Annotated in this window: 23 protein-coding genes; 14 read left to right on the top strand and 9 right to left on the bottom strand. The window is 52.8% G+C overall.

The features are described 5' to 3' along the window. Positions 1-129 precede the first annotated feature (129 nt). The 8 genes from B4W65_RS04390 (at position 130) to B4W65_RS04355 (ending at position 7,909) form a co-directional block, all read left to right on the top strand. The gene (locus B4W65_RS04390) at positions 130-762 is read left to right on the top strand and encodes a TetR/AcrR family transcriptional regulator (protein ID WP_088653904.1); all 633 of its coding nucleotides are present in this window, start codon (positions 130-132) and stop codon (positions 760-762) included. Positions 763-786: 24 nt separating this feature from the next. Continuing rightward, complete coding sequence (locus B4W65_RS04385; RefSeq protein ID WP_088653903.1) at positions 787-2,085, top strand: TolC family protein; 1,299 nt, start codon at positions 787-789, stop codon at positions 2,083-2,085. Continuing rightward, positions 2,078-2,995 (top strand): HlyD family secretion protein, encoded by a 918-nt coding sequence (locus B4W65_RS04380; protein ID WP_240509478.1) that lies wholly within the window; start codon positions 2,078-2,080, stop codon positions 2,993-2,995. The genes B4W65_RS04385 and B4W65_RS04380 overlap by 8 nt, the downstream gene beginning before the upstream one ends. Then, the gene (locus B4W65_RS04375; protein ID WP_240509477.1) at positions 2,992-3,915 is read left to right on the top strand and encodes an ABC transporter ATP-binding protein; all 924 of its coding nucleotides are present in this window, start codon (positions 2,992-2,994) and stop codon (positions 3,913-3,915) included. The genes B4W65_RS04380 and B4W65_RS04375 overlap by 4 nt, the downstream gene beginning before the upstream one ends. 3 nt (positions 3,916-3,918) lie before the next feature. Then, on the top strand, positions 3,919-4,668 hold the full coding sequence (locus tag B4W65_RS04370) for an ABC transporter ATP-binding protein (protein WP_088653901.1): 750 nt from the start codon (positions 3,919-3,921) through the stop codon (positions 4,666-4,668). A gap of 6 nt (positions 4,669-4,674) precedes the next feature. Next, on the top strand, positions 4,675-5,778 hold the full coding sequence (locus B4W65_RS04365) for an ABC transporter permease (RefSeq protein ID WP_088653900.1): 1,104 nt from the start codon (positions 4,675-4,677) through the stop codon (positions 5,776-5,778). 18 nt (positions 5,779-5,796) lie between these two features. Continuing rightward, positions 5,797-6,906 carry an ABC transporter permease gene (locus tag B4W65_RS04360; RefSeq protein WP_088653899.1) on the top strand — a complete coding sequence of 370 codons (1,110 nt, stop codon included), beginning with the start codon at positions 5,797-5,799 and terminating at the stop codon, positions 6,904-6,906. 166 nt (positions 6,907-7,072) lie between these two features. Beyond that, the gene (locus B4W65_RS04355; RefSeq protein WP_088653898.1) at positions 7,073-7,909 is read left to right on the top strand and encodes a hypothetical protein; all 837 of its coding nucleotides are present in this window, start codon (positions 7,073-7,075) and stop codon (positions 7,907-7,909) included. A gap of 21 nt (positions 7,910-7,930) precedes the next feature. Here B4W65_RS04355 and B4W65_RS04350 read toward each other — a convergent pair whose 3' ends face one another. The 4 genes from B4W65_RS04350 to B4W65_RS04335 all read right to left on the bottom strand — a co-directional run bounded on the left by B4W65_RS04350 (position 7,931) and on the right by B4W65_RS04335 (position 13,297). Next, positions 7,931-9,472, bottom strand: coding sequence for a carbon-nitrogen hydrolase family protein (locus tag B4W65_RS04350; RefSeq protein WP_088653897.1), 1,542 nt, complete (start codon positions 9,470-9,472; stop codon positions 7,931-7,933). A 189-nt stretch (positions 9,473-9,661) separates the two neighbouring features. Next, positions 9,662-10,477, bottom strand: coding sequence for a 1,4-dihydroxy-2-naphthoyl-CoA synthase (gene menB, locus B4W65_RS04345; RefSeq protein ID WP_088653896.1), 816 nt, complete (start codon positions 10,475-10,477; stop codon positions 9,662-9,664). Positions 10,478-10,483: 6 nt separating this feature from the next. Then, positions 10,484-12,178, bottom strand: coding sequence for a 2-succinyl-5-enolpyruvyl-6-hydroxy-3-cyclohexene-1-carboxylic-acid synthase (menD, locus tag B4W65_RS04340; RefSeq protein WP_088653895.1), 1,695 nt, complete (start codon positions 12,176-12,178; stop codon positions 10,484-10,486). Between the two features lie 39 nt (positions 12,179-12,217). Continuing rightward, on the bottom strand, positions 12,218-13,297 hold the full coding sequence (locus B4W65_RS04335) for an isochorismate synthase (protein ID WP_088653894.1): 1,080 nt from the start codon (positions 13,295-13,297) through the stop codon (positions 12,218-12,220). A gap of 183 nt (positions 13,298-13,480) precedes the next feature. Between B4W65_RS04335 and B4W65_RS04330 the strand changes: the two genes are divergently transcribed. Both B4W65_RS04330 and B4W65_RS04325 read left to right on the top strand, forming a co-directional pair. Then, positions 13,481-13,801 (top strand): nucleotidyltransferase domain-containing protein, encoded by a 321-nt coding sequence (locus B4W65_RS04330; RefSeq protein WP_088653893.1) that lies wholly within the window; start codon positions 13,481-13,483, stop codon positions 13,799-13,801. After that, positions 13,798-14,193, top strand: a complete 396-nt coding sequence (locus B4W65_RS04325) for a HEPN domain-containing protein (RefSeq protein ID WP_088653892.1) — start codon at positions 13,798-13,800, stop codon at positions 14,191-14,193. The genes B4W65_RS04330 and B4W65_RS04325 overlap by 4 nt, the downstream gene beginning before the upstream one ends. Before the next feature lie 80 nt (positions 14,194-14,273). On the opposite strand, the gene B4W65_RS04320 is transcribed toward B4W65_RS04325, so the two are convergent. From B4W65_RS04320 to B4W65_RS04310, 3 genes are all read right to left on the bottom strand, one after another. Continuing rightward, positions 14,274-14,723, bottom strand: a complete 450-nt coding sequence (locus B4W65_RS04320) for a DUF4625 domain-containing protein (protein ID WP_088653891.1) — start codon at positions 14,721-14,723, stop codon at positions 14,274-14,276. Positions 14,724-14,811: 88 nt separating this feature from the next. Further along, positions 14,812-15,165 (bottom strand): hypothetical protein, encoded by a 354-nt coding sequence (locus tag B4W65_RS04315; RefSeq protein WP_146697706.1) that lies wholly within the window; start codon positions 15,163-15,165, stop codon positions 14,812-14,814. 145 nt (positions 15,166-15,310) lie between these two features. Beyond that, positions 15,311-17,671, bottom strand: a complete 2,361-nt coding sequence (locus B4W65_RS04310; RefSeq protein WP_146697705.1) for a TonB-dependent receptor — start codon at positions 17,669-17,671, stop codon at positions 15,311-15,313. A 141-nt stretch (positions 17,672-17,812) separates the two neighbouring features. Between B4W65_RS04310 and B4W65_RS04305 the strand changes: the two genes are divergently transcribed. Both B4W65_RS04305 and omp85 read left to right on the top strand, forming a co-directional pair. Beyond that, entirely contained in the window at positions 17,813-18,514 is a 702-nt protein-coding gene (locus B4W65_RS04305; RefSeq protein ID WP_088653888.1) for a LiaI-LiaF-like domain-containing protein, read from the top strand. Between the two features lie 10 nt (positions 18,515-18,524). Further along, the gene (gene omp85 / locus B4W65_RS04300; protein ID WP_146697704.1) at positions 18,525-19,862 is read left to right on the top strand and encodes an Omp85 family outer membrane protein; all 1,338 of its coding nucleotides are present in this window, start codon (positions 18,525-18,527) and stop codon (positions 19,860-19,862) included. On the opposite strand, the gene B4W65_RS04295 is transcribed toward omp85, so the two are convergent. Next, on the bottom strand, positions 19,859-20,692 hold the full coding sequence (locus tag B4W65_RS04295; RefSeq protein ID WP_088653886.1) for a phytoene/squalene synthase family protein: 834 nt from the start codon (positions 20,690-20,692) through the stop codon (positions 19,859-19,861). The genes omp85 and B4W65_RS04295 overlap by 4 nt on opposite strands. Positions 20,693-20,703: 11 nt before the next feature. Further along, complete coding sequence (locus B4W65_RS04290; RefSeq protein WP_088653885.1) at positions 20,704-22,221, bottom strand: phytoene desaturase family protein; 1,518 nt, start codon at positions 22,219-22,221, stop codon at positions 20,704-20,706. A 175-nt stretch (positions 22,222-22,396) separates the two neighbouring features. On the opposite strand from B4W65_RS04290, the gene crtD reads away from it, so the two are divergent. Together crtD and B4W65_RS04280 are read left to right on the top strand one after the other, a co-directional pair. Continuing rightward, a complete protein-coding gene (gene crtD / locus B4W65_RS04285; protein ID WP_088653884.1) occupies positions 22,397-23,890 on the top strand; it encodes a 1-hydroxycarotenoid 3,4-desaturase CrtD in 1,494 nt (497 codons plus the stop codon). Further along, positions 23,887-24,543: a carotenoid biosynthesis protein gene (locus B4W65_RS04280; RefSeq protein ID WP_088653883.1), complete on the top strand. Its 657-nt coding sequence runs from the start codon at positions 23,887-23,889 to the stop codon at positions 24,541-24,543. Before crtD ends, B4W65_RS04280 begins: the two co-directional genes overlap by 4 nt.

Genomic DNA, 24,543 nt, shown 5'->3' with positions numbered 1-24,543 from the left:
TATGTACTTTTCAGATCCGACAGATGGGTTTTCAGTCAAGAAAATCCGCCTGTCGGATTTTTTTTATTTGGTTTTGGAAAAACTTTATTTTAAATTTGACCAAATGGTTAAACCAAATAATTAAATTGAATGGTTAGCATTAAAGAGGGAAACAGTCCCGATACCGAAACGCTTATTCTGGAGGCGGCACGTAAGGTTTTTATCCGCAAGGGCTATGATGGCGCCCGTATGCAGGAGATTGCCGATGAAGCAGGCATCAATAAAGCCTTGTTGCATTATTATTTCCGCAGTAAGGAAAAGCTTTTCGATCAGATTTTCCTGGCTGCTTTTAAAGATTTTTGGCCTTCGATAAAAAGCGAGCTGGAGCAGGGCGATGGCAGCGTAAAGTGTTTGATTCGGGCGGGGGTAAATGCCTACACCGATATGTTGATGAAGACGCCTTATTTACCCGCTTTTGTGGTGAGTGAAATCAATCGCTCACCCGAAAGGATGGAGGGTTTGTTGCAGGCCAGTGGGGTGGATGCCGCTTTTGTTATGGCGGTAGTGCAAAGAGGGATCGACCGGGGAGAAGTCTTGCCTATGGATCCACGGTCACTCCTTATCAATATGCTTGGATTGGTGTTGTTCCCTTTTATATCCCGGCCGGTGCTGTCGCGCCTGTTTTTCGATTCGGAGGAGGCGTTCATGTCCTTTGTGGGCCAGCGTCGTCAGGAGGTTTACGCCTTTATGTGCCGTGCCGTTCTGCATTCTTCCGCTTTGTAAATTCAGTCATTAAAAGGAGCTGTTATGAAAAAAATAATCGGGCTTTATATGGTGTTGCTTGTGTTGCTCCTGGGCAGTGCAAAGGGGCAGGAACTGTCTTTGTTTGCCTGTTGGGACAAGGCCAGGGCGCATTATCCTCTGTTGAAGGGGAAGGAGGCCTTGTTGACTGCCTCGGCCTTGAATATGCAGCAGCTGCGCAGTCAATGGCTGCCGCGTCTGGAAATCAATGGGAGCATGGGATGGCAAAACGAAGTGCCATCGGTTGATGCAACAGGCGCTCTTCCTGGCTTGACGCTGCCTCAGGCACCCAAAGACCAATATCAGTTGGCCCTGGATGTGGGTCAGACGCTTTATGATGGGGGGCGCACACGGGCAGCCGGGGCGCTGGAGGAGTTGCAGGGCGCAGTGGCTGTTCAGGCCCTGGAAGTCCGTTTACAAGAGGTGGAGCAAAGGGTGGCCGATTTGTTTTTTGGGCTGTTGATGCTGGATGCTCAGCGGGAGCAAATGGCGCATAAACTAGAAGTGCTTAAGGCACGCCAAGTCGAAGTGGAAGCCTTATTGCGCTATGGAGCAGTGACCGAAAGCAGTCTGCAGCAGCTGGCGGCCGAAGCGCTGTCCTTGCGCCAGGGGATTTTGGAGCTGAACGCCCGGCAGGAAAGCTTGCTGGGCAGTCTCTCCTCCTTTATGGGCGAGCCGATCAGCGATTTGTCGCTGCTGCAGAAGCCTGCCGTTAAGGACCTGCTTTGGGCACCGACCCCGGAGGAGTATGCTCATTTTTCGCTGAAAAGGGCACAGTTGGCGCAACAGCAGCGCTGGCTGAAGCGTACCCGTTTGCCGGTCGTCACCGCCTACGGCCAGTTGGGTTATGGAAATCCGGGTTACAACATGCTTCGTGATGAGTTCGATACTTTTTATCGCTTTGGTCTACGCTTAAAGTGGCAGCCCTGGGATTGGAAGGAGGGGCGCCGCAAACAAGAGGTGGTGGAACAACAAAGCTTGTTGGTCGATTTGGAAGAGGAGACTTTTCGAGTCAATACCGGCCGGGTGCTGCAGCAGCTCGACAGCGAACTGCTGCGCTTTGAGGAGACCCTGGCGCTCGATCGGGAGCTGATTGCCCTGCGCAAAGCCATTGAGGAGACCAGTGCTCAACAGCTTCAAAAGGGACAGATTACCACCGCCACTTACTTGCGCGACCTGGATGACCGTATGGAGGCCGAGGTGAATTTGAAACTGCACGAATTGGAATATTTGCAATTGCTGACCAGGAAATACCTGAAGGGAAATGAGGATTACAAACAAGTTAATAATGCCAAGGATGAATAAGATGCGTCAATTTTGGATGCCGGTCTGCGTAGCCGTGCTCTTGTTGGGCGGGATGGTTTCCTGCAACGGCAACACTTCCCCGGCCGATGCCTTTGGAAATTTTGAAGCCGAGGAAGTGGTCGTCAGTGCCCGCTCCAACGGGACGCTGGTCCAATGGGCACTTAGCGAGGGCAGCTTTTTGGAGGAAGGGCAAGAGGTGGGACTCGTAGATACGGTGCTGCCCCATTTGGAGGCGGCACAGTTGCAGTCCGCCATTCAAGGGGTGGCAGCGCGCCGGATGCAGTGGCAAAGAGGCCTGGAGTTGCAAGAGGAGCGATTGGCTGTGTTGCAGAAGGAGTGGGAAAGGGCCAGGAGTCTCTATGGCGAACAAGCCATATCGGAGCAGGTTTACGATGAGGTGAGCGGACGTTACCAGATTGCCCGTCGTGAGTGGCATCAGTTTAAGGCTCAGGGGCAGGTGCTGGAAGCGGAAAAGGCGCTGAGTCAAACGCGCTGGCTGGCCGCCCGTGAGCAGGTGGAACGTTGCCGCATAGTGGCTCCCCTGTCGGGTGTGGTATTGCAAAGCTATGCCGAAAATGGGGAATTTGCCGCAGTAGGAAAGCCCCTGTTTAAAATGGCCGATACGCGGGAGTTGATTCTCCGGGCTTATGTTTCGGGCAGTCAGCTGGACGATTTGCAGGTGGGACAAGAAGTGCAGGTACGGTACGACAAGGCTGAGGACGGGGAGCATGAAGTAAGGGGAACGGTAATGTGGATAGCCGCTTCTGCAGAGTTTACGCCCAAGATTATACAGACTAAGGAGGAGCGGGTGGACTTGGTTTATGCGGTAAAAATACGTGTTCCCAATCCTGAAGGCAGGATTAAGATTGGGATGCCCGGAGAAGTTGTTTTTTTAAGCAGCAGGAAATGATGATCAGTGTTCATGAATTGAGTAAAGGCTATGGCGACATTCAGGCCCTCGAGGGATTGAGCTTTGAGGTGCAGGGGGGTGAGCTGTTTGGGGTGCTTGGTCCCGACGGTGCCGGTAAGAGCACCTTGTTTCGCATCTTGCTTTCCCTCTTGTTGCCCGGTTCGGGGACGGTTCGGGTGGGGGGACTCGATCCGGTGCGGGACTTGCATGCCTTGCGTAAAAAAGTGGGCTACATGCCGGGTAAGTTTGCCTTGTACGAAGACTTGTCGGTGGAGGAGAATTTACAGTTTTTTGCCTCGGTCTTCGGAACCACTCCGGCCGCCAATTACGAACTGATTAAGGAGGTTTATCAGCAAATTGAGCCTTTTAAGAAGCGACCGGCGGGTAAGCTGTCGGGGGGCATGAAGCAAAAGCTCGCGCTTTCTTGCGCCCTCATTCATCGCCCCGAGCTCTTGGTGTTGGATGAGCCGACCACCGGGGTCGATGCCGTTTCGCGCAGTGAGTTTTGGGCCTTGTTGAAGAAACTCAAAGCGCATGGAATAACCATTTTGGTGGCTACGCCCTATATGGATGAGGCTGCCCTGTGCGATCGGGTGGCCCTGATGCAGAAGGGACGTCTGCTTACGGTGGCTTCGCCGGGAGAGGTGGTCAGGGATTTTGAGGGCCTTTTTTACGGGGTGTCGGGGGGCCATCCTTATGGTCTTATTCAAGCCTGTCGCGCCTTTGAACCGGTGGTCTCCGTTTTTCCCTTTGGCGAAGAGTTGCATGTGCGATTTAATAGGGACGATGAAGCCGCTGAACACTTAGTGGATCATTTGAAGTCCTCCGGTTTTTCAGGTGCTGTTGTTCGCCCCATTGCGCCGAACATTGAGGACTGTTTTATGGCTTTGATGGCCACGGAAAATGACTTAAAGGGATGACTTATGGATGCAGCAGCGCAGAGAGCAGGTGGAGCGGCCATCAGGGTGGAGGATTTGGTGAAGCGCTTTGGCAGTTTTACAGCCAATGATCGTTTGAACTTCAGTGTGGCCAGTGGCGAAATTTTTGGTTTTCTGGGTGCCAACGGGGCCGGGAAAACCACCGCCATAAAGATTTTGTGTGGCTTGTCGGCCCCGACTTCCGGAAGGGTGGAGGTAGCCGGTTACGATGTGGCCAGGTACCCGGAGCAGGTAAAGCGTCGCATTGGCTATATGAGTCAACATTTTTCGCTGTACAACGACCTCACCGTTTATGAGAACATCCGGCTGTTTGGTGCCATTTACGGCCTGTCTCTGTCTGTCATTCGGGAGCGGTCCGACCAGCTTTTACGGCGGCTCGACTTAAAGGAGCAACGCAATAGGTTGCTGGGGACCTTGTCGCTGGGCTGGAAGCAAAAGCTGGCTTTTTCGGTGGCCATACTGCATCGTCCGCACATTGTTTTCCTCGACGAACCCACCAGCGGGGTCGACCCCATTACCCGCCGACAGTTTTGGGAGCAGATATACCAGGCCGCCAATGAGGGCATTACTGTTTTTGTCACCACCCACTACCTCGACGAGGCGGAGTATTGTCAAAGGGTGAGTATCATGGTGGAGGGGCGTATTGCGGCCTTAGATACCCCAAAGGCCCTAAAGGAACAAGGGCGCAGCGAAAGTATGAATGAGGTGTTTTTAAAGTTAACGCGACCAAACTAGGACAAGGTGAAGCAATTGTGGCGATTTATAGTTAAGGAGGCGATGCACATCCTGCGCGACAGACGTACGCTTTCGGTTTTGTTGTTGATGCCCCTGGCGCAAATCCTGATTTTTGGTTACGTCATTTCTACCGAGATTAAGGATGCCCGGATAGGTGTACTGGATAAGGCCGGGGATTATGCCAGTGAGGGACTCCGCAATCGTCTGGCCGCCTCGGGCTATTTTAAGGTGGAAAGAATTTTTGTGAATGAGGAGGAGGTGGCGGCCGCCTTGCGCAGCGGAGCGGTGCAAATGGCGGTGGTCATTGGCCCCGGTTTTGGGAGTGCCTCATCCGATCCGGATGGCAGTCGGGTGCAATTGCTTGCCGACGCCTCCGAGGCCAATACCGCCCAAATGTTGGTGAATTATGCAGAGGGCATCGTACGTGACTATGAGCAGGAGTTGGTTGGTGTCCAGGCCAAACAAGCTGCCCTGGTGGAAGTCCGCATGGCCTACAACCCCTCTCTTAAAGGCGTTTTTATGTCGGTTCCCGGCATCATGGCCATGATTCTGATGTTGGTGTCGGCCATGATGACTTCTATTTCCATCACCCGGGAAAAGGAGTATGGCTCCATGGAAATTCTCCTGGTTTCCCCCTTAAAGCCCTGGCAAATCATCCTGGGCAAAGTCAGTCCCTACGTATTTTTGTCCTTCCTTAACGCCGCCTCCATTTTGGCGGTTGGGGTTGGGGTGTTTAAGGTGCCCATGATGGGCAGCTGGCTTTTGTTGGCCCTGGTAAACTTCCTATATATCCTTTTAGCCCTTTCCCTGGGCATTTTCATCAGCACCGTGGCGCCCAATCAAATGGTGGCCATGTTTATTTCGCTTTTTGCATTGATGTTGCCGACCATCTTGCTTTCGGGTTTCATTTACCCCATCGAAAATATGCCGGTTGCTTTACAATGGTTCAGCAAGTTGATGCCGCCTCGTTACTATATTGAGGCGGTAAAGGTGCTCATGTTTAAAGGAGCCGGTCTGGGCGTGGTTTGGAAGGAGTTGTTGCTTATGCTGGCATTTTTGGGTGCCTTCCTAAGCCTGAGTGTGTATAATTTTAAGGTCCGACTGGAATAAGATAAATATGCAAGCCTTATGAGAATGCTCCTGTTTTTACTGCAAAAAGAGTTTCTGCAAGTTTTGCGCAACAAGTTGTTTCTGCGCTTGTTGCTGGTCCTTCCGGTGGTGCAGCTCCTGGTTTTGGTTCATGCTGCCACCATGGATATGAAAAACCTGCAGATTGTCGTTTGCGATCTGGATCATTCTCCCTTGAGCAGGCGCTTGACCGCTACCCTGGATGCTTCTCCTTTTTTTGACTTGCTTGATCCTCCGCCAACCGTTGATGAGGGCAAAGGGGCCCTGGAGACGGGTGCTGCAGATTTGCTTTTGGTGGTGCCCGCAAATTTTGAAAGAAGCATGCAGCGTGGCCAGGTGCAGGCTCTGCAATTGATGGCCGATGCCATCAATGCCCAACAGGCGCAGTTGGGCTATGTGTATCTGCAAAAAACCACCGCTCAATTGCTCAGCGATGCCCGCTTCGAAACAAGTGGAAGGGCGTGGAATCCGGCTGTTGAGGTGACTTCCTCCTTTTGGTACAACCCGGAACTCAATTATAAATACTTCATGTTTCCGGGCATATTGGTGATTTTGGTCTCCGTGGTAGGGATGTTCTTAACCGCCATGAACCTGGTGCGTGAAAAGGAAATGGGCACCATTGAGCAAATGAATGTGAGTCCCGTTCCCAAGCCCGTCTTTATTGCCGCCAAGCTGCTGCCTTTCTGGTTTATTGGCCTGATGGAGCTGGCGCTGGGCTTACTGATTGGTCGCCTCGTTTACGGGGTCCCCATGGTAGGCAGTCCCCTGCTCGTTTTTGGACTGGCTGCTGTTTATCTCGTGGCCTTGCTGGCACTGGGACTCCTTTTGTCTTCCTTCTCCACTTCCCAGCAGCAGGTGACTTTTGTGAGTTACTTTTTTCTGCTGGTATTTATTTTAATGAGTGGCATTTTTACTTCGGCAGAGAATATGCCGGAGTGGGGACAGCGGCTCAACGTGATTAATCCGATTTTCTATTTTATGGACATTATGCGCAGCATTCTGCTGAAGGGGGCAGGATTGGCCGATTTGTGGCGACAGGCAGCCAGTCTGGCCGCACTGGCGGTGGGACTGATGATTTTGGCCGTAAGGACTTATCGAAAAACGGTTTGAGGGTGGATTGTGTTGCACTCGTGATTCTCACCAGTCCTTGCTAATGGGGGATTTTCTTTTTAATTTTCTTGTCCCAAAGCAGTGTTTTTTTGATTGGCCGACGCTTCCGGTAGCCTTGGTTTGTCTTTGATGTCTTTTAAAACAGAACCTTCAAAACCTTTGCCTTATGCCACGTACTTCTCTTTTTCACAAAATTCCTGTCTGTATTTTTATTCCCCTTGTTGCCTTTGTGCAAGTCACCGCCCAGTCGGTTTCTCTTTACCACCCTGATGCGGGACGGACCAAGGTAGAGCAAGTGCAGACCTGCTTGTCCATTCGTCCCCAACCCGGACCATCCAAGCGGGTACTTTCTGCGCAGTCGGCCGGAGCTGCCATGGCCGCCTTGTTGCCTTCGGCTGTTGCCAGTGGGGTGGGACTGGTCAGGTCGCAGTTGAAGAAGCGCGAGGAAGCTTATACTGCCGAGTACAGGGCTTCTGCTTCGGCCTCGGGGTTTTGGCGCAATCGTCTGGAGGCCGGGTGGCCCCTGCTGCACCTGTACCGTATGGCTGCGCCCGGAGACACCCTGCTTTCGCTGCTGCTCTGCCCCGAGCAATCGGAGGATGGACTGGCCTTCAGGTATCGGCTGGAGGATTTCCGCTTGTACCGAAGTTCGGCCAGGGTGGACAAGCGCCATCCTACCCTCGACGTGGAGGTGGACATACAGTTTATTGGTTTTATGCCGGTTGAGGGACAGTATGTGGGGGCCGTTCTGGGTCAAAGTGCCGTGGTCGCCCAGGGAGTGTCGTTTGACCGGCCCTATGATCAGGTCTTGTACTCCGGCTGGTTTCCGGTACTTCCCAAAGTCGATACCCCTACCCCCAATGGCAATTACGAATTCAGGGTGGTGGTGAAGGAAGCCAATCCGGGCGCCCTAAAGACCGCTAAAGTCCTTCGTTTTTTCGATGAGAATGCGGCGCAACTACAAGAAACCACCCGCCTGGTCATCGAACAGGCAACGCGCTGAGGCGCAACATGAGCTTCGTGCTTAAGCGTCCTTGTCTTTTCCGTTGATGAGTTTGAGGTCGAAAACGTCGGTGCGACGGTCCTTCAGGTTGCGCACACTGCCGTAGGTGTGGAGTTCGGACAGCAAATCCAGATCTACATCCGATACCAGAATCATTTCGGTATTGGGTGTCGCTTCGGTCTTTACCCCGTTGGTGGGAAAGGCAAAGTCGCAGGGCGTAAACACGGCCGATTGGGCGTATTGGATGTTCATGTTGTGCACCTTGGGCAGGTTGCCTACCGAGCCGGCAATGGCTACGAAACATTCGTTTTCGATGGCCCGTGCCCGGGCGCAGTAACGCACACGACTGTAACCGTTTTGTGTGTCGGTCAGGAAGGGGACAAACAAAATTTTCATGCCCTGGTCGGCCAGTATCCGCGCCAGTTCCGGAAACTCCACATCGTAGCAAATGAGCACCCCTATTTTTCCGCAGTCGGTTTCGTAAACCCGCAGCATGTCGCTGCCTGAGAGTCCCCAAGCCTTGACTTCGTCGGGCGTGACGTGAATTTTCTCGTAGATTTCGTGGGTGCCGTTGCGGCGACAGAGGTAGCCGACATTGTACAACTTGTCGTCGCGCACCATGGGCATGCTTCCGGTGATGATGTTGACGTTGTAGCTGATGGCCAGCTGTATGAAACGGTCGCGCACATCTTCGGTGTATTCGGCCAGTTTACGTATGGCTTCGGGCTCCGACAGGTGGTTGTATTTGGCCATGAGCGGCGCATTAAAAAACTCCGGAAACAAAATGAAGTCGCTTTTGTAGGCAGACACCGCATCTACAAAATACTCGATTTGCTCGTACATGTCCTCCGAGGTAGCGTACTGCCGCATTTGCCACTGCACCAATCCCAGGCGAATGACCGATTTCTGTTGCTTGAGCTCCCGCGATTTTTTGGTGTAGTAAATGTTGTCCCACTGCATGAGTACCGCATAGTCGCGCGACTCCTTATCGCCCGGCAGATATTCGGTCAGCACCTTTTTAACGTGGAAATCGTTGGCCATCTGAAAGGTCAGCGTGGGATCGTAAATTTCCTTGCTCTTGACTTTATGCAGGTATTCTTTGGGCGTGAGCTCGGCCGCCATTTTGTGGTAACCGGGCATACGACCCCCAAATACAATGGCCTTGAGGTTGAGCTGCTCGCACAGTTCTTTGCGTGCATCGTAAAGTCTCCGTCCCAGTCGCAATCCCCGGTAGTCGGGCTGTATAAACATGTCGATGCCGTACAGCACATCGCCCTTGGGGTTGTGGGTCGAAAAGGTATAGTTGCCCGTAATGTCCTTGTAGCTGTGTTCGTCGCTGTACAGCTCGTATTTTACGATAATGGACAGGGCGCAGCCCACAATAACGCCATCCACCAGTACGCCGATCTGCCCCATGGGAAAAATATTGAGCAGGGTCCTGATTTCGTGCTCGCGCCAGTACGACTCGGGCCACTTTTCGTAGGCCTTCATCATGGCACTTTTCAGCTCTTCGTAATCTTGTATGTTGAGGTTGCGCAGTTCTACGTTTTTGATGTCGCTCATGGGTCCACTAATTTTGTCCACTAATTACACGAAGGGATTAACTTATTTGGGTCCACTAATTGCACGAATCGAAGATCAGCGGAGCTAATTGCACGAATCGAAGATCAGCGGAGCTCATTGCACGAATAAAGTTACGATTTAGTTTGGGAAGACCAGTGCAAGCATCGCGGAATATTTTTGGATGGTGCTTTATGGAAATTTGGGGAACTGGTCGAAATTGGGATCCCTTTTTTCGAGAAAGGCCTTGCGGCCTTCCTGGGCTTCCTCCATGAGGTAGAACATCAGGGTGGCATCGCCGGCCAATTCCATAATGCCGGTTTGTCCGTCGAGTTCGGCATTGAGTCCCCGCTTGATCATACGCAGGGCCATGGGACTGCGTTGAAGCATGATCTTGCACCATTCCATGGTGGTGTCTTCCAGTTGCTCAAGGGGCACCACTTTGTTGACCAACCCCATGTCTTCGGCCTCTTTGGCCGAGTATTGCTGGCAAAGGAACCAGATTTCGCGCGCTTTTTTCTGTCCCACGTGTCGTGCCAGATAAGAGGAGCCAAAGCCCCCATCGAAGCTGCCCACTTTGGGGCCACTCTGACCAAAAATGGCATTCTCGCTGGCTACGGTAAGGTCGCACACTACGTGCAGCACGTGTCCACCCCCAATGGCATAACCGTTAACCATGGCCACTACGGGCTTGGGCATGGTGCGAATGCGTTTGTGCAGATCCAAGACATTCAGACGGGGTACCCCGCCTTCATCGATGTAGCCCCCGTGTCCCTTAACGTTTTGATCGCCACCCGAGCAAAAGGCCTTGTCGCCCGCTCCGGTGAGTACAATTACACCGATGTCCTGCCGCTCGCGACAAATATCAAAAGCTTCAATCAGTTGCTTTACGGTCTCGGGCCGGAAAGCGTTGTACACACGGGGTCGATTGATGGTGATTTTGGCTACGCCTTCCCACGACTCAAATAAAATATCGCTGTATTCTTTTTCACTTTTCCAGTTGCGCATGGTTCCTTAAAGTTGATTGTTCAGGTATTTGAAATATTTTTTCAGCAGCTTGCCGTTTTCCACGTTGGGGGTAAACACTTCCATAACACGGGGCTTTTCAGAAGGTTCAAAGAAAGTGGCCAGGGATGAACTGAAACTTTCTTCATCGCGACAGGCAATATAGTCCAAACCAAAAGTTTCTGCAATACCCCTGGCGTTGTGGCTGTGCCGGGTTTCAAAGAATTGTTCCAGTTCTTCGGTGTCGGAAGGGCCTTCAATAAAACGGAAAATGCCGCCTCCGCCATTATTGATGACCATGATGCGGAAGTTGGCCGGCAGGTAGTTGTTCCACAAGCCGTTGCTGTCGTAAAAGAAGGACAAGTCGCCCACCACCAGTAAGACCGGTCGCTCTGCCTTATAGGCGGCGCCTGCTGCCGTACTCACGCAACCATCGATGCCGCTCGTGCCCCGGTTGGCGTACCAGGTGAGTCCTTTTTGCCAGTCGAACAACTGGGCGTAGCGTACGGGAGTGCTGTTGCCCAGATGCACCTGCAAACGGGGCAGGGTGGTGCGGCTCAGCAGGCGAAAGAGTTTTAGATCGCTCCACGCCAGTTTTTCAAAATACTGTTCGTGGCGTTCAGCCGCCTGGGCTGCACGTTTGGTCCATGTGTCGCTGAAGCGTTTTTCGCGCGGCTCCATGCCGGCGGCCACCTGTTGCAGAATGTGTGCTGCGTCGCCTTTGATCAGGCGGGTGAGCGACTGGTAGGTGTCGGTCACATGGGTCTGGTTGCTGAAATGCCAGTGCAGGTGGGGTTTGCGCTGGCGAATGATTTTCTTGACCATCTTTGAAAGCACCGGCACGTCCAGGGTAATGAGGAGGTCGGGACTGAAAAAGAGCTGCTCGTCCTCCGACACGGTAGCCACTACCCGGTCCATATTGCGGATAAAATGGTCGCCGTCGAGATTGGACAAGGTCTCTGTAAGGATCACTACACCTTGGGCGGCCAGGGCATCGAGGGCTGCCTTGAGCTGGGGCTGGTGATGCATGGCGCCGGTGATGACCATAACCCGCTCGTAGCGGGTGATTTCCTGGGTAAGGGTGCTTATGGCTTCTTCGGAGAGGCGGCTGTCGCCGGTCAGCAATTCAATTTTTCGTGCCGGCTTATCGGGATACACGGTTTTGCCGTAAAGCGGCTCCCGCATGGGCACATTAATGTGTATGGGGCCCGGATGTACACCCTTGCATTTATGAAAAGCCTCATTAAGGATGCGGTTCATGTACCACTCATCGTCTGCATGTCCCCCCGACAAAGGCAGGGTACATTCGTGGCGAATAAAACTGTGGTAAATACCCGGTTGTTCTATGGCCTGCCCGTCGGCCTGATGAATCCATTCTTTGGGGCGGTCGGCCGTTATCACCACCAGGGGTATCTGCTGGTAATAGGCCTCGGCAACAGCTGGGGCATAATTGAGGGCAGCTGTGCCACTGGTGCAAACCAGGGCCACGGGTTTGTGCGTTTCACGAGCCAGGCCCAATGCAAAATAGCCGGCGCTGCGCTCATCGGTAATGCTGAGGCACTCAAATTTTTCGCAACCGGTAAAGGATATGATCAGCGGTGCGTTGCGGGAGCCGGGCGACAGAATGACCTGCTCCACGCCGTGCAGATGGCAGAGTTCAACCAGTGATTTTACAATAGGTTTGTCAGAAATAGGTTTGCTCATTATAAGGGAATTGTTTGAGATTCAATAAAAGAAAAGGTCTTAGGCCTGCCGAGGGGACAATACCGATAAAAGCGTGCGGCTTTTCATGACGGTCTCGTTCCACTCGCTGCGCAGTTCCGATTGACGGGTTAATCCGCCCCCTACATATAGGGTGCTGCGGTCTGGTGCTGTATTCATACAACGAATGTTGACAAATAAGTGGCAGTCGGCATTTCCCAGTGGACCCATAAAACCGCCATAATACAGGCGTTGGTGCTGCTCCACCTTTCGGATGAGTGCCATGGCCTGCATTTTGGGTTCCCCGCAGAGGGCCGGTGTCGGATGCAAGGCTTCCACAAACTGTGCCAGCTTGTGTATTTCGGCCTTTTTAAAGCTGTAGCTTGTTTTCAGATGGGTCAGATTACCGGCTTTTATTATTTCGGGTCCGTTTTTTTGATAAGTGCTTACCCCAAAGTCCCCCAAAAGCTGGTCGATGTAAGAGCTGACCAGCCCTTGTTCTTCGCGCTCTTTGGCCGTCCAGTCGGAAGGACTGCCTTCACTGGAGCGGGTCCCCGCCAGGGATACCGTAGTGCATTGCTGGCCGTGTTGCGCAAAAAGCAATTCGGGAGAGGCGCCCAGCCAAATGCCGGTTTGGGGACTCGCCACCAGGTAGCAAAAGGCCGCGGGATAGCGTTGTGTTAAACGAAGGAAAATACCGGGCAGGTCATGTTTCAAATCCTGATTTAGGGTAATGGTCCGTGACAAAATGACTTTTTGGACCTCTCCGGCCGTCAGGGCGCTCATCATTTGCCTGAACTGTTCGGCGTAGGATGCATAGGATTCGGGGTCTTCCTCCTTATTTTGCGCCGGGGACTGGTCCGGTCTGCGCTCTTTTTGGGGCAGCTTGAAGGCTTCCATTTCTTCGGTACCCAGCCACCAGGCCCGGGCTTCCCCGGTGCGGAAGGGGACCATGACAAAGCCTGCTTGTTCGGGCATCTGCTCCAACATGTCATACTTGAAGCTGCGAGCTGTGGTGATGCGACCCAGGTACAAGCTGTCCTCCTCTGGACGACGATAGGCAAAAAAAGGCGTTTCGCCGTTCAGTAGGTCCCCCAATGTCGTGCTGATCTCTTGCTCCATGCGCTTTATGTCCCGGTGTTCGGCTGTTGGTTACAAACGTGCAAAGATAATAAATTTATTCCCATCGCTGCCTTGTGCAGCAGGGGGCAAAAAACTGTTTTTGAGAGCATGTGTTACAGGTTTATGACCTAAGTTTTTATGTGCTTAAGATAAAGTAGCTTCACTTTTTGTTATATTTGATGTATGAAAGTTTCTGAGGATAAAATACTGTATAACATTAAGAAGATTGTTCAGGACAGGGAACCTTCGGCAAAAATTTTTTTGTATGGGTCCCGGTCCCGAGGGACAGCTAAACCTGATTCCGACTGGGATGTATTGATTTTGCTGGATAAGGATTTGCTTTCTTCAGAGATGGAAAGGGCAATCAGTTACCCCCTCTACGATCTTGAGTTTGAAATCGGGGAGGTGATAAGCCCAATGATATATACAGAAAAGGAGTGGAATACCAAATACCGGGTTACCCCTTTCTATCGTAATGTTATGAAGGAGGGCAAGCTCTTATGACGAATTATAGCTCAGATGACTATGTAGTTTATAGACTCAGGAGGGCAAAGGAGACTATTCTTGAGGTGGAGAAGCATATTGAGAATAGATTCTGGAACACTGCTGTTAATCGGATGTATTATGCATGTTTTTATGCGGTGAGCGCACTGCTTTATAGCGAGCACGTAGAGATTTCCAGTCATGCAGGAGTTCGACAGAAATTTGGAGAGCTTTATGTTAAAAATGATCGGTTTGACCGGATCCTGGCGAAGTTATTTACAGAACTATCAGAAAAACGACACAAAGGAGACTATAACGACTTCTTTGATTATGATGAAGCAACTGTCGTGCGTTTATTTCCTGAAGCAAAGCGGTTTGTGGACGAAGTGCTTCGTTTGATGGGGAGAAGTTGAAGGGCAGTAGCCTAGGAGGAGTTCTACAAAAAACGGCGCCCCGGTAAGGGAGCGCCGTTGTAGTAAACTAAGGCCTTCTCTTAGTGTTGATGGTCTTCTGCTTCTACTTCAAAGCTGCTGTAGGCAGCCGTTTCATTGCCCTGACGGTCTAAGGCCATCACTACAAGGTGGTATTCGCCGTGTTCTGCGTTTGCAGGGATTTCGATGGGCTGTTCCAGCAAAAACGAGGTTTCGCTGCCCGCAAGGTCGCCGGTCCACTCAGCTTCCCACTCCACTGCTGTGTCTTCCGTTGAGCTGCTTTTGTGGGTGTGTCCGTCTCCATTGAAATGGATGTTCACCTTCCAGGAAGCCAAAGCCTCGTTGTCGCTGAGCTGCGCGCGCAGCTCAAAGCTGTCGCCCGCATGAAAATGGCTGTCGTCGGCAGGGGCAAGAATTTCTATTTCGGGACGAGTCGTGTCGGTGCTTTCGTCGTCGTTGCACGAAAGCAGAAAGAGGCCCGTCAGCAGGACCAGTATATACTTGCTGTACATGGTGTATTTATTTAAAAGCGTTTGTTTTCAGGCAGGACGGTGTCGTGTGACCTGGTCCGCCCGGCCTGCAGTGTCTTCCGGGGAAGGATTAGGCGGTAAAAGCGAGGGTTGCCGGTGGGCCACGCAAAAAGCGTGTGAGCGGCAGGCTGTTTGTGAAAAAAGACGGGGCAGCGGGCCTAAACTCGTAAAGTCTGTCGACCCGCCGTACCTGAAGCAGGCTCAGGGCTGCCTCAAAGGGAAAGTAGTTGACTTTTTCGTAGGGGCAGGGTGCCTCGGTAGATTTTAGCGCTGTGGGCCCTTCGGTTTGCAGGTTTTCAGCAGACTGGGTGTCGCTGCAATGGGCGCTGCATTCCTGATGGGCCTGGGGATGGTGGAAAAACAAATAGTGCACGCTCTTGCCGCTCTCCGTAATCAGGAAGGAGAGCAGGAGCAAAAGGGCCATGTTTTTCCATTTTTGTGCCACCGGCAAGGTCTTTCTTTTAGGTTTTCAGATGCTTTAAACGGATGTCAAAGATAATACCACTTCTTGTTTTTTTGCGTAAGGCACCCAAGCAAGAAGAGAAAACATTTGGATTGGAAAAAGGTTTTTAAAACGGGATGTTGAGCAACACCTGGACATTGCGTCCCGGCTCAGGAATTTCGAGTCGCCGGTAGAAACTCAGGTGGTTGTAGTAGCGGGTGTTGAGCAGGTTTTGCACCTGAATGTTCAGCTCTATGGGCAGGCGGCCGGCGCGCAGGGGCAGACCGATGGCGGCTCCCAGCAGGAGGTAACCGGGGGTCGTGGCTTCGTTGCGTGCCACCCTGTTTTGTGCAGCCACTGCCTTGGTGTTGAGGCTCCAGCGTATGGGCTCGCGGTTGGGAGAAAAGGTGTGCAGGTAGCTCAACTCCCCAAAGAGGTTGGCCGGGGGCGAAAAAGGCAGGGGGTAAGGCTTGTCGCCCCGCTGGTAATTGTAGATCCACTCTCCGTTGAGTTCCACTTGCCAATGTTCGCCATAGCGGTCGCTGTACTGCAGCTCCAAACCAGTCAACACCGCCTCGCTTTCGGTGTAACGGTACACTTGCCCCGCATGCGGTAAGAGGCTCCAGGTGCCGGAGGGATTCAGGAAAATGTAGTTGGAAAAATGGTAGAGATAGGGTGACAGACTGATGCGTCGCTCCTCCTTTTGGTATTCGACCAGTACATCGGTGTAAAAACCCCGTTCGGGGGAGAGGTCGCCCCGACCCTGCTCATGTCGAAAGGCACCGTGGTGCACCCCGTTGGTGGTGAGTTCGTTGGGTGTGGGAGCACGAAAGCTCTCTCCCAGATTCAGGGCCAGTTTTAGTCCCTCAACAGGCCGGTAACTTAATCCCCCCGCCCAACTAAGCGCTCCAAAGCTTCGTTTGCTGTCGGCAGCCCTTTGCGCATAGGCCGCAGCCGTCTCGTTGGTCTGCCCCCGCTCCATCAGGTAGGCAAACAACAGCGGGTCGTAGTAGCCCTCCGTTTGCAAATCCACCCAGTCGTAACGCAGTCCCCCGTTCAATACCCAATGCTCTCCCAGCTTATAATCGTGTTTCAGAAAAAGGCCCCTGCTTTGCCGCTCAAACTCCGGCAGTAAAAAGCTGTAGCCGGCCGATTGGTTTTGCTGATACTGGTATTGCCCGCCCAGGGTAAAGGCATATTTGGGGGTCAGACGAAAGTTCCAGCCTGCGTTGGCACTCCAGGTCTCCAGAAAAAAGTCCAGTTCCAGATCGGCCTGCTCGTCCGGCGCCTCCTGCGCACCGTAATGCGTGTGAAAATCCGACCATTCCTGCCGGTGGTTGCGTTGGTAGCCGGCATCCAGGGAGAGGGCCGAATGCGGGGTTTGTACCAGGGTGTTGGAAGTCACATTCCAGTGACGCACCTCTTGATGGGGGAAGTCGATGTTGCGCGTGTTGCCGTCGTCGGCAACACGCTGGGCGTCGGGCACCCCATGTGCGCCCGGAAAAAAGCCCGATTTTTGGTCCACACGACTGAGCGATACGCTGCTGCGCCAGTGGTCACCGGTCCTTCCCAACTGGATGTAGCCGTCCATTTCCCGCCCGGCCGTGTTTTTCAAACGTTCCTTGTGAATGGGCAATTGGCGCGTGAGGTAAACTACCGTATCGGTCGGCACCCGATAGTCGCCATAGCTCAGGGCGGTAGCGCGGCCTTTAAAAAACCAGCGGCCATCGCTGCCCTGGAGCAGGGCCGAGAGTCCCCCGGTTTCATTCACCGTTTTGCCCAACAGTTGCAGCTTTCCGCTGAAGCCCTTTGCGGGAATGCGGTTGCTGGTCAGTTGCAGGATGCCCCCGAGGGCATCGCTGCCGTATTCCAGGGAGGCGGCTCCTTTGATGATTTCGGCCTGCTCGCTTAAAAAGGGATCCATTTCCAGACCGTGATCGGCGCCCCATTGCTGGCCTTCCTGCTTCACGCCATTGCTGACCACCACCACCCGATTAAAACTCATGCCCCGGATGATGGGCTTAGAGGCAGAGGCCCCAATGTCCATGCTGTTGAAACCCACCTGGCGGTCGAGGGTGCGTACCAGGGTGCCGCTGTGCTGTCGGTCCAGCTCCAGGGCCTGAACCAGAGTGCGGCTTTGGTTCGAGGCGGTTTGCAGGCGCCGGCCTTCTACTTCCACTTCGGCCAGTTGAACGGCATCGGGTTTTAAGTTGATGCGCAGGTGGTGGTGCCCATCTGCCCTCAGCAGCGTGTCGAAGGGCAGGTAGCCCAGAAAGGAGACTTCCAGATGCAGTTCTTCCTTACTCAGGTGGTTGAAAATGAAGCGGCCGTTGACGTCGGTCACGGCAGCATTTCCGTTGCTGCGCACATAGCAGCCCGGCATAGGCTGATTCAGCTCGTCGAGTACCAGTCCCGCCACGTGGTAGGACTGTCCCGCCAGCGTTAACGACCACAAAAGCAGTCCCCAAACCAGAATAAGTGCGCGCATAATCAACAAAACTACCAAAGATGTTAAAAGGTTCAGCTGCTTTAAGCATTTTTAAGTATTCAAAAAAATGTGGAGATGTCGACTTACTTCCTTATTTTTGAGGCAGAAATAAGTCTTAGGTTTAAATAATATGCAGTGGCCATGGAAAACATTCATTCATCCAAACGATTTGGTACCGGGATCGTTATTGTATTGGCAGGTATAATTCTTTTGTTGGCCAACCTGGAATTACTTCCCTGGCCCTGGCGCAGGGTGCTTGTCAGCTGGCCCATGATTTTGGTGGGGGTGGGACTCATCAATTTCATTCACCGACAGCGGACTGTGGGTTTAATTTTTACCCTGGTCGGCGTGTATTTTCTCCTGCCACGCATTTTGCACGATTTTGATTGGTACGACTTCTGGCGTTTTTGGCCCGTGCTGTTGATTGTGGGCGGCTTGTCCATGCTGTGGGGCCGCAGAGGGCCCGTCTCTAAAGATGGGGAAATGCCTAAAGCCAGCGAGAAGGACGTGCTCGACGAGACCACCGTGCTGGGCAATGCCAGTATTTGGAGTCGCTCCACCAATTTCAGGGGCGGAGAGGTCACCACTGTTTTAGGATCCTGTATGCTTCATTTGTCCGAAGCCCGCTTGTCCGACCAGGGTGCCGTTTTGGACGTGTCGGCCGTATTGGGTAATGTTAAGATATTTGTACCCCGTAATTGGCAGGTGCAGATCGACGTCAGTAATGTACTGGGCAGTTTTACCGACAAGCGTTTGATGGGTGGCGATCAACCCTCTACCCCGGGTGTTTTGCTCATAAAAGGCTCCTGTGTGTTGGGCGGAGGCGAAGTGTTGAATTACTAGATTGTTTTTTATGCGAAAGGTATTTCTGGTCGCACTGTTCTTGTTGGTGGGCTTATCCTTGTCGGCCCAGGAGGGTGCTGAAAAGAAGGAAGGGAAAAGTGGATGGAATTTCGGCGTTTTGCCTGCAGTCTCTTTTGACGCCGACCTGGGTTTTCAGTACGGCGGCCTCGTAAACCTTTATAACTATGGCGACGGCAGTCGCTTTCCGCACTACGATCATTCCCTGTATTTTGAGGTGTCGCGTTACACCCGCGGAAGCGGTATTTATCGTTTCTACTACGACTCAGACCGCTTGCTGGGACGCGTGCGTTTGACGGCCGACGTGACCTATATGCCCGAGCAGGCCTACGATTTCTACGGCTTCAACGGCTATGAGTCGGTTTACAACAGCGCCTGGGAAGACGACCGTTCGCCGGACTACCGCAGTCGTATGTTTTATAAAATGGACCAGCGCCTGTTTCGCTTCAAGACCGACTTTCAGGGCCCCCTGGGTGATGGTCCCTGGCGTTGGCTGGCCGGTATGAACTTTTTGAATTTTAAACTCGCCTCGGTAGATGTAGACAAGCTGAACAAGGGTCAGTCCGATGCGGACAAGCTTCCGCCGGTGTCGGAGCAACCCGGATTATTTGAGCGCTATCAGGAGTGGGGGCTTATTTCTGAAGACGAAGCCGACGGCGGCTTCATCCCCGAATTAAAAGCCGGCTTCGTGTACGATACCCGCGACAATCGCCCCCATCCCATGAAGGGGGTATGGACCGAGGCTGTTCTGGTCGGGGCACCGGAGTTTCTGGGAGCAGAAAGCGGATTCCTGAAGCTGGCCCTGATCCACCGGCAGTACTTCACCCTGGTGCCCGACGATCTGGCCTTTGCTTACCGACTGGGCTGGCAACAAACCCTGGCGGGAGAGGTCCCTTTTTATTACCAATCGCAAGTCGTCACCTCCGTAATGACCGGCGCCTCGTCGACCGGACTGGGCGGCGCCCGTACCCTGCGGGGCATTATGCGCAACCGCATTGTAGGCGACGGCATGGTTTTCGGCAATTTTGAATTGCGCTGGAAGGCCTGGTACTTTCAGTTGATCAATCAGGATTTTTATCTGGGCGTAAACGGCTTTTTGGATGCCGGTCGCGCCACCAGCCTAATAGATGTAGAAGAGCGTTTAAGTGCAGAGCAGGCAGCCGATGCCGCTTATTTTGACTTTGGTGACGAAGCCCTGCATGTGAGTTATGGTGCGGGGCTGCGTATTGCCATGAACCGCAATTTTATTGTGGCGCTGGATTACGGCCGCGCTGTAAAGCGTCAGGACGGCAGCTCCGGTCTCTACATTGGACTCAACTACCTCTTTTAAAACAAGCCCACGGCGTTGCGCAAGGAGGCCTTGAACATGAGTACGCCTTTTTGGGGATTGGAGACCCGGTAGCGCTGCTTTAGAATGGCTTCCGGTTGGGCGTATTTGATTTTGTGGAAGAGGTTGAGGTAGTAGCGGTAGGCCAGATAAACTCCGAGCCGGACCTGAGGTTTTAATTGCACAATTCCCTTAAAAGCTTCGTTAAAATCGTGTTGAATTTCGGCCTCTATCTTTCGCTTGGCTCCAGGAGTAAAATGGTCAAAGTCAATGTCCTTAAAGTAGATGCGCCCCTTGTTTTGGTAGTCGTCCTGCGCATCTCTTAAAAAGTTCACCTTCTGAAAAGCCTCCCCCAGCTTGCGGGCCGGATGCTTTAAGGCTTCATAAGCCGCATCATCCTCCACGTAAAACACCCGCAGACACATCAGTCCCACCACCTCCGCTGAACCATAGATATAGGTTTCCAGTTCGCCCGACGAATAGCTGGAAAAATGCAGGTCCATTTCCATACTCCTTAAAAATGCCTCAATGAGTCCATGGTCGATGTTGCATTCGTTGACCGTATGCTGAAAACTGTCGATGATGGGGTTGAGGCTGATGCCCCTTTCGATGGCCTTCCAGGTGTCGGCCCGAAATTCCTCCAACAGGGTGCCCCGGTCGTGCTCCAAAAAAGTATCTACAATTTCATCGGCGTAGCGCACAAAACCGTAGATGCTGTAAATATGGTTGCGGTACTGCTTGTCGAGCAGCCTTACGCCCAGCGAAAAGGAGGTGCTGTAAAGGCGGGTGGTGCTGATGCTGCATTTCAGATTGTTTTTGCGGTAGAGGTCCATGGCTTTTGGTTTTAGCGTTGTTGGTTCAGATGGCTTGGCGTGTTGCTTGTCGCGTCCCAATCGCTTTGTATGCGTTCAAAGGTCAGCTTACTGCTGATGATGGTCATGGGCAAGCCGGTTCCAGGAATGGTGGAGGCGCCCACATAATACACATTGTTGAAGCGTTCGTCCTTATTGGCGGGCCGGAACCAGCCGATCTGATTCAAATCGTGGGCCAGACCCAGTCCGCTTCCCTTGTACAGATTAAACATATTGCCCCAGTGTTCGGGCGAGAGCACGGTCTTGCTTACAATGCGCTCCTTTAAATCGATGCCGATGCGTTGGGACCAGTCGTCGATGATGTTTTGGGCAATCTGTTCACGATCGTCCCACGAGGCTTTGTAGCGCAAATCGGGGGCGGGACAAAGAATGAAAACACTCTCGTGTCCCTCCGGGGCGTAGTCGGGGTTGTTGCGTGAGGGCAGGTTAACGTAGTAGTAGGGCTTTTGAAAAGATACCTGATTCTTGAAAATCCCCTTGGCGTATTCGTCGAAGTTGTTGCCCAGATAGTAATTGTGGTGCTCCAACTGATCCAGTTTGCCCTTAATGCCCAGATAGATGGTCAGGGGCGCCATGGTCCACTTCAATTTGTCGAGTCGTTGCGGCCTGTATTTGCGGCGCTTAAATACCGCCCCGCGGAACCAGGCCGCATCGGCATTCACCACAAACAGATCGGCTTCCCAGCTTTTACCCTTGCTGTCGACCAGGGCCGTGAGGCGGTCCTTCTCGTAGCGGGCTTCCACCAGGTGGGTGTTGTAAACCATGTCGACCCCTTTTTGCTTTAAAACCTTCAGCAAGCCTTCCACGATCTGGTACATTCCGCCCTTTACATTGTGGTAACCGTCGTGCTTCAACTCAATGTAATTGAGCAGCGAAAAAACAGCGGGGGTATCGAAGGGGGTTGCACCCAGGAAAAAGCCCACCAGGGAAAAAATCATGCGTGCTTCCTTACTTTCGAAACTCTGGCACAGTTCGTCCCACATCGATTGATAAAGCAGGGGGAAGTGCTTCATAGGTACCCGGGCAAGACTCCAAAGGTATTGGGGCAGGGAGTCAAAATTGCGGTGAATCACCCGATTCACCGTGTCCTTATACAGCGTTTCGGTCTTTAAGAGGTGGGCTTCCATTTTTTCGCGGAAGCGGGGTTCTATGCCGGAGAATTGGGCCGCCAGCTTATCCAGATCCTTATAAATGGTAAAGGTGCGGGCAATTCCGTCGATGTTTACCGTAAAAAGGGGTTCCAGCTCAATGAATTCGAAAGGGTAGGTGATGCCCGTACTTTCTACCAGTTCATCGAACTCATAGCTCATACTGAAGAAGGTCGGTCCCAGATCAAACTTAAAGCCATCCTTTTCCAGCAGGTTGAGCCGCCCCCCGGCCCGGTGGTGTTTTTCTACAATGGTGACCTGGTAGCCACCTGCCGCGAGGCGCAGCGCAGTGGCCAGGCCACCGAGTCCCGATCCGGCAATAAGTACTTTTTTAGGGCGCATAGGCAACAAATCTTATCAGCAAGTTAGGTAAATCATTAGAATAAAGCCTGTATATTTAGGTCAGGGTAAGCAAAAGTTTTTCTCCGTAATCAGCGCTTGTCTGTCCTTAGTTAAAACCAAAACGGAGGCTGTTTGTTTATCTGTTTTAAATAAAAATTAAACAAACTTGCATATTATGGGTCAAAAGACGGTCTGTGTAATTGGTGCCGGGGTAGGTGGACTGGCGGTGGCCCTGCGTTTGCGGGCACGGGGCTACCGGGTGGTGGTGTTGGAGCAGCAAGCCACGGCAGGGGGTAAAATGGCGCAGTTGCAGTTGGGCGACTATCGCTTTGACCGTGGGCCCTCTCTGCTTACGCTGCCTCACCTGCTCGACGAGCTCTTTGCCTTGTTTGGTCGCCGGCGGTCCGACTACCTGCCCATTGTGCAATTGGAGGCAACAGCCCGTTATTTTTTCAGCGACGGACTGGTGTTGCAAGCCTGGAGCGATCCCGATCGTTTCAGGCAGGAAGTGGCAGCAGCCGGTTTGCCGGCCGATCGCCTGGCGGATTATCTCAGACAACAGGCTTTTTTGTATACGCATACGGCGGATTTTTTTCTGTTCTCCTCCTTACACCGCTGGCAGAGCTATGTGGGAGAAGAGGGACGCAAAAGTCTCCGTGCCCTGCCCAGACTGGATGCCTGGCGCACGATGCACCGGCGCAACCGGTCGACCTTCGGGGACAGTGCCCTTACGCAGCTTTTTGATCGCTACGCCACTTACAACGGCAGCAATCCCTACAAGGCGCCTGCAACCTTAAATATGATTGCCCATCTTGAACACCACACCGGGGCCTGGTTCCCCAAAAACGGCATGCATGCTGTAGTGCAGGCCCTGCAGACCCTGGCAGAGGAGCAGGGGGTGGAATTTCAGTTCTCGACCCGGGTTACGGGTTTGCGGACCCAGAGAAGCAAAGTGGTGGGGGTAGAGACCCCCGCAGGGGTGGTGGAGGCCGATTGGGTGGTGAGCAATGTAGATGTGACGGCTTTTTATCGAGATCTGCTGCCCGATAAACGCCGTTATCGGCGTTTGAGTCGCCGCGAACGCTCCAGCTCGGCCCTTATTTTTTATTGGGGCTTGCGTTTGCAATCCTCTCTGGATGTACACAACTTGCTTTTTAGTGCCGATTATAAAGCGGAATTTGACCATCTTTTCAAATACAAAACACTGGCCGAAGATCTCAGTGTTTATATTTTTATCAGTAAGAAGGTGGTGCCCGGGGCTGCTCCCGAAGGCTGTGAGAATTGGTTTGTGATGGTTAATGCGCCGGAGGATGTGGGGCAGGACTGGAAAAGGCTGACGGCCAGGGTACGTGAAATTGTGTTGGCTAAGATTAAGGCTGTTTTGGCCGTTGATGTAGAGCAGGTCCTGGAAGAAGAGGCGGTGGTGACCCCTGTCGATATTGCCCGGGAAACGGGTTCGGTAAATGGCTCCTTGTACGGGCACAGCAGCAATTCGCCCCTGGCGGCTTTTTTAAGGCCGGCAAATTTCAGCAGCCGCTATAAAAACCTTTACTTTAGCGGAGGAAGTGTGCATCCCGGCGGAGGTATTCCCCTTTGTCTGGCCTCTGCCCGCATTGTGGATGAGCTGCTGATGGAAAAGGATAAGGATAACAAAAAAGGAACCCCATGATGAACGTAGTATTGAATTTCAACAAAAATTTGACGCAGGCCAAGGTGCGCCAGTTTATAGTGGTTTGGTATGTGGTGGGACTGGCCGGTTTTTTGCTTCCTTTCAGTCGTGGTCTTTTTGAGGCCCTGATTCCTGTGTCGGTGCTGCTCAATTTGTTTTTACTCCTTCGTTTTCATAGGCCCTGGAACCCCTTGCATGTGGGTGCTTTTTTGGGTGTCGCCCTGCTCACCATTGCGCTGGAGGCCATAGGCACCAACACCGGTCTGCTCTTTGGCTCCTATGCCTATGGTCCCTCCCTCGGATGGCAGGTCTTTGCCACTCCGGTGCTCATTGGCGCCAACTGGCTGGTATTGCTGTACGGCGCGGTGGCCATTGTGCGTCGTTTTGCAGTTCTTCAGCGCTGGGTGCCATTCTCGGCAGGCGTTTTGATGGTAGTCTTCGATTTTGTAATGGAGCCGGTGGCCATGGCCACCGGAATGTGGGATTGGGCCGGAGGGGTAGTGCCGCTCAAAAACTATTTGATGTGGTTTGTTATTTCGGTGCTTCTGGCCGGGGCTTTTGAGCTGGTCCGCATTCAAACGGTGCGCCCCGTTGCGGAGCGACTGTTTTGGGCGCAACTGGCCTTTTTCCTCGTACTGAACCTCTTTTTGTAG

Origin of the sequence: Geofilum rhodophaeum, from assembly GCF_002210225.1 — a bacterium.
Lineage (GTDB): Bacteria > Bacteroidota > Bacteroidia > Bacteroidales > Marinilabiliaceae > Geofilum > Geofilum rhodophaeum.
Note: the sequence above shows the minus strand (reverse complement) of the source record. Positions and strands in the feature narration are given on the sequence as shown.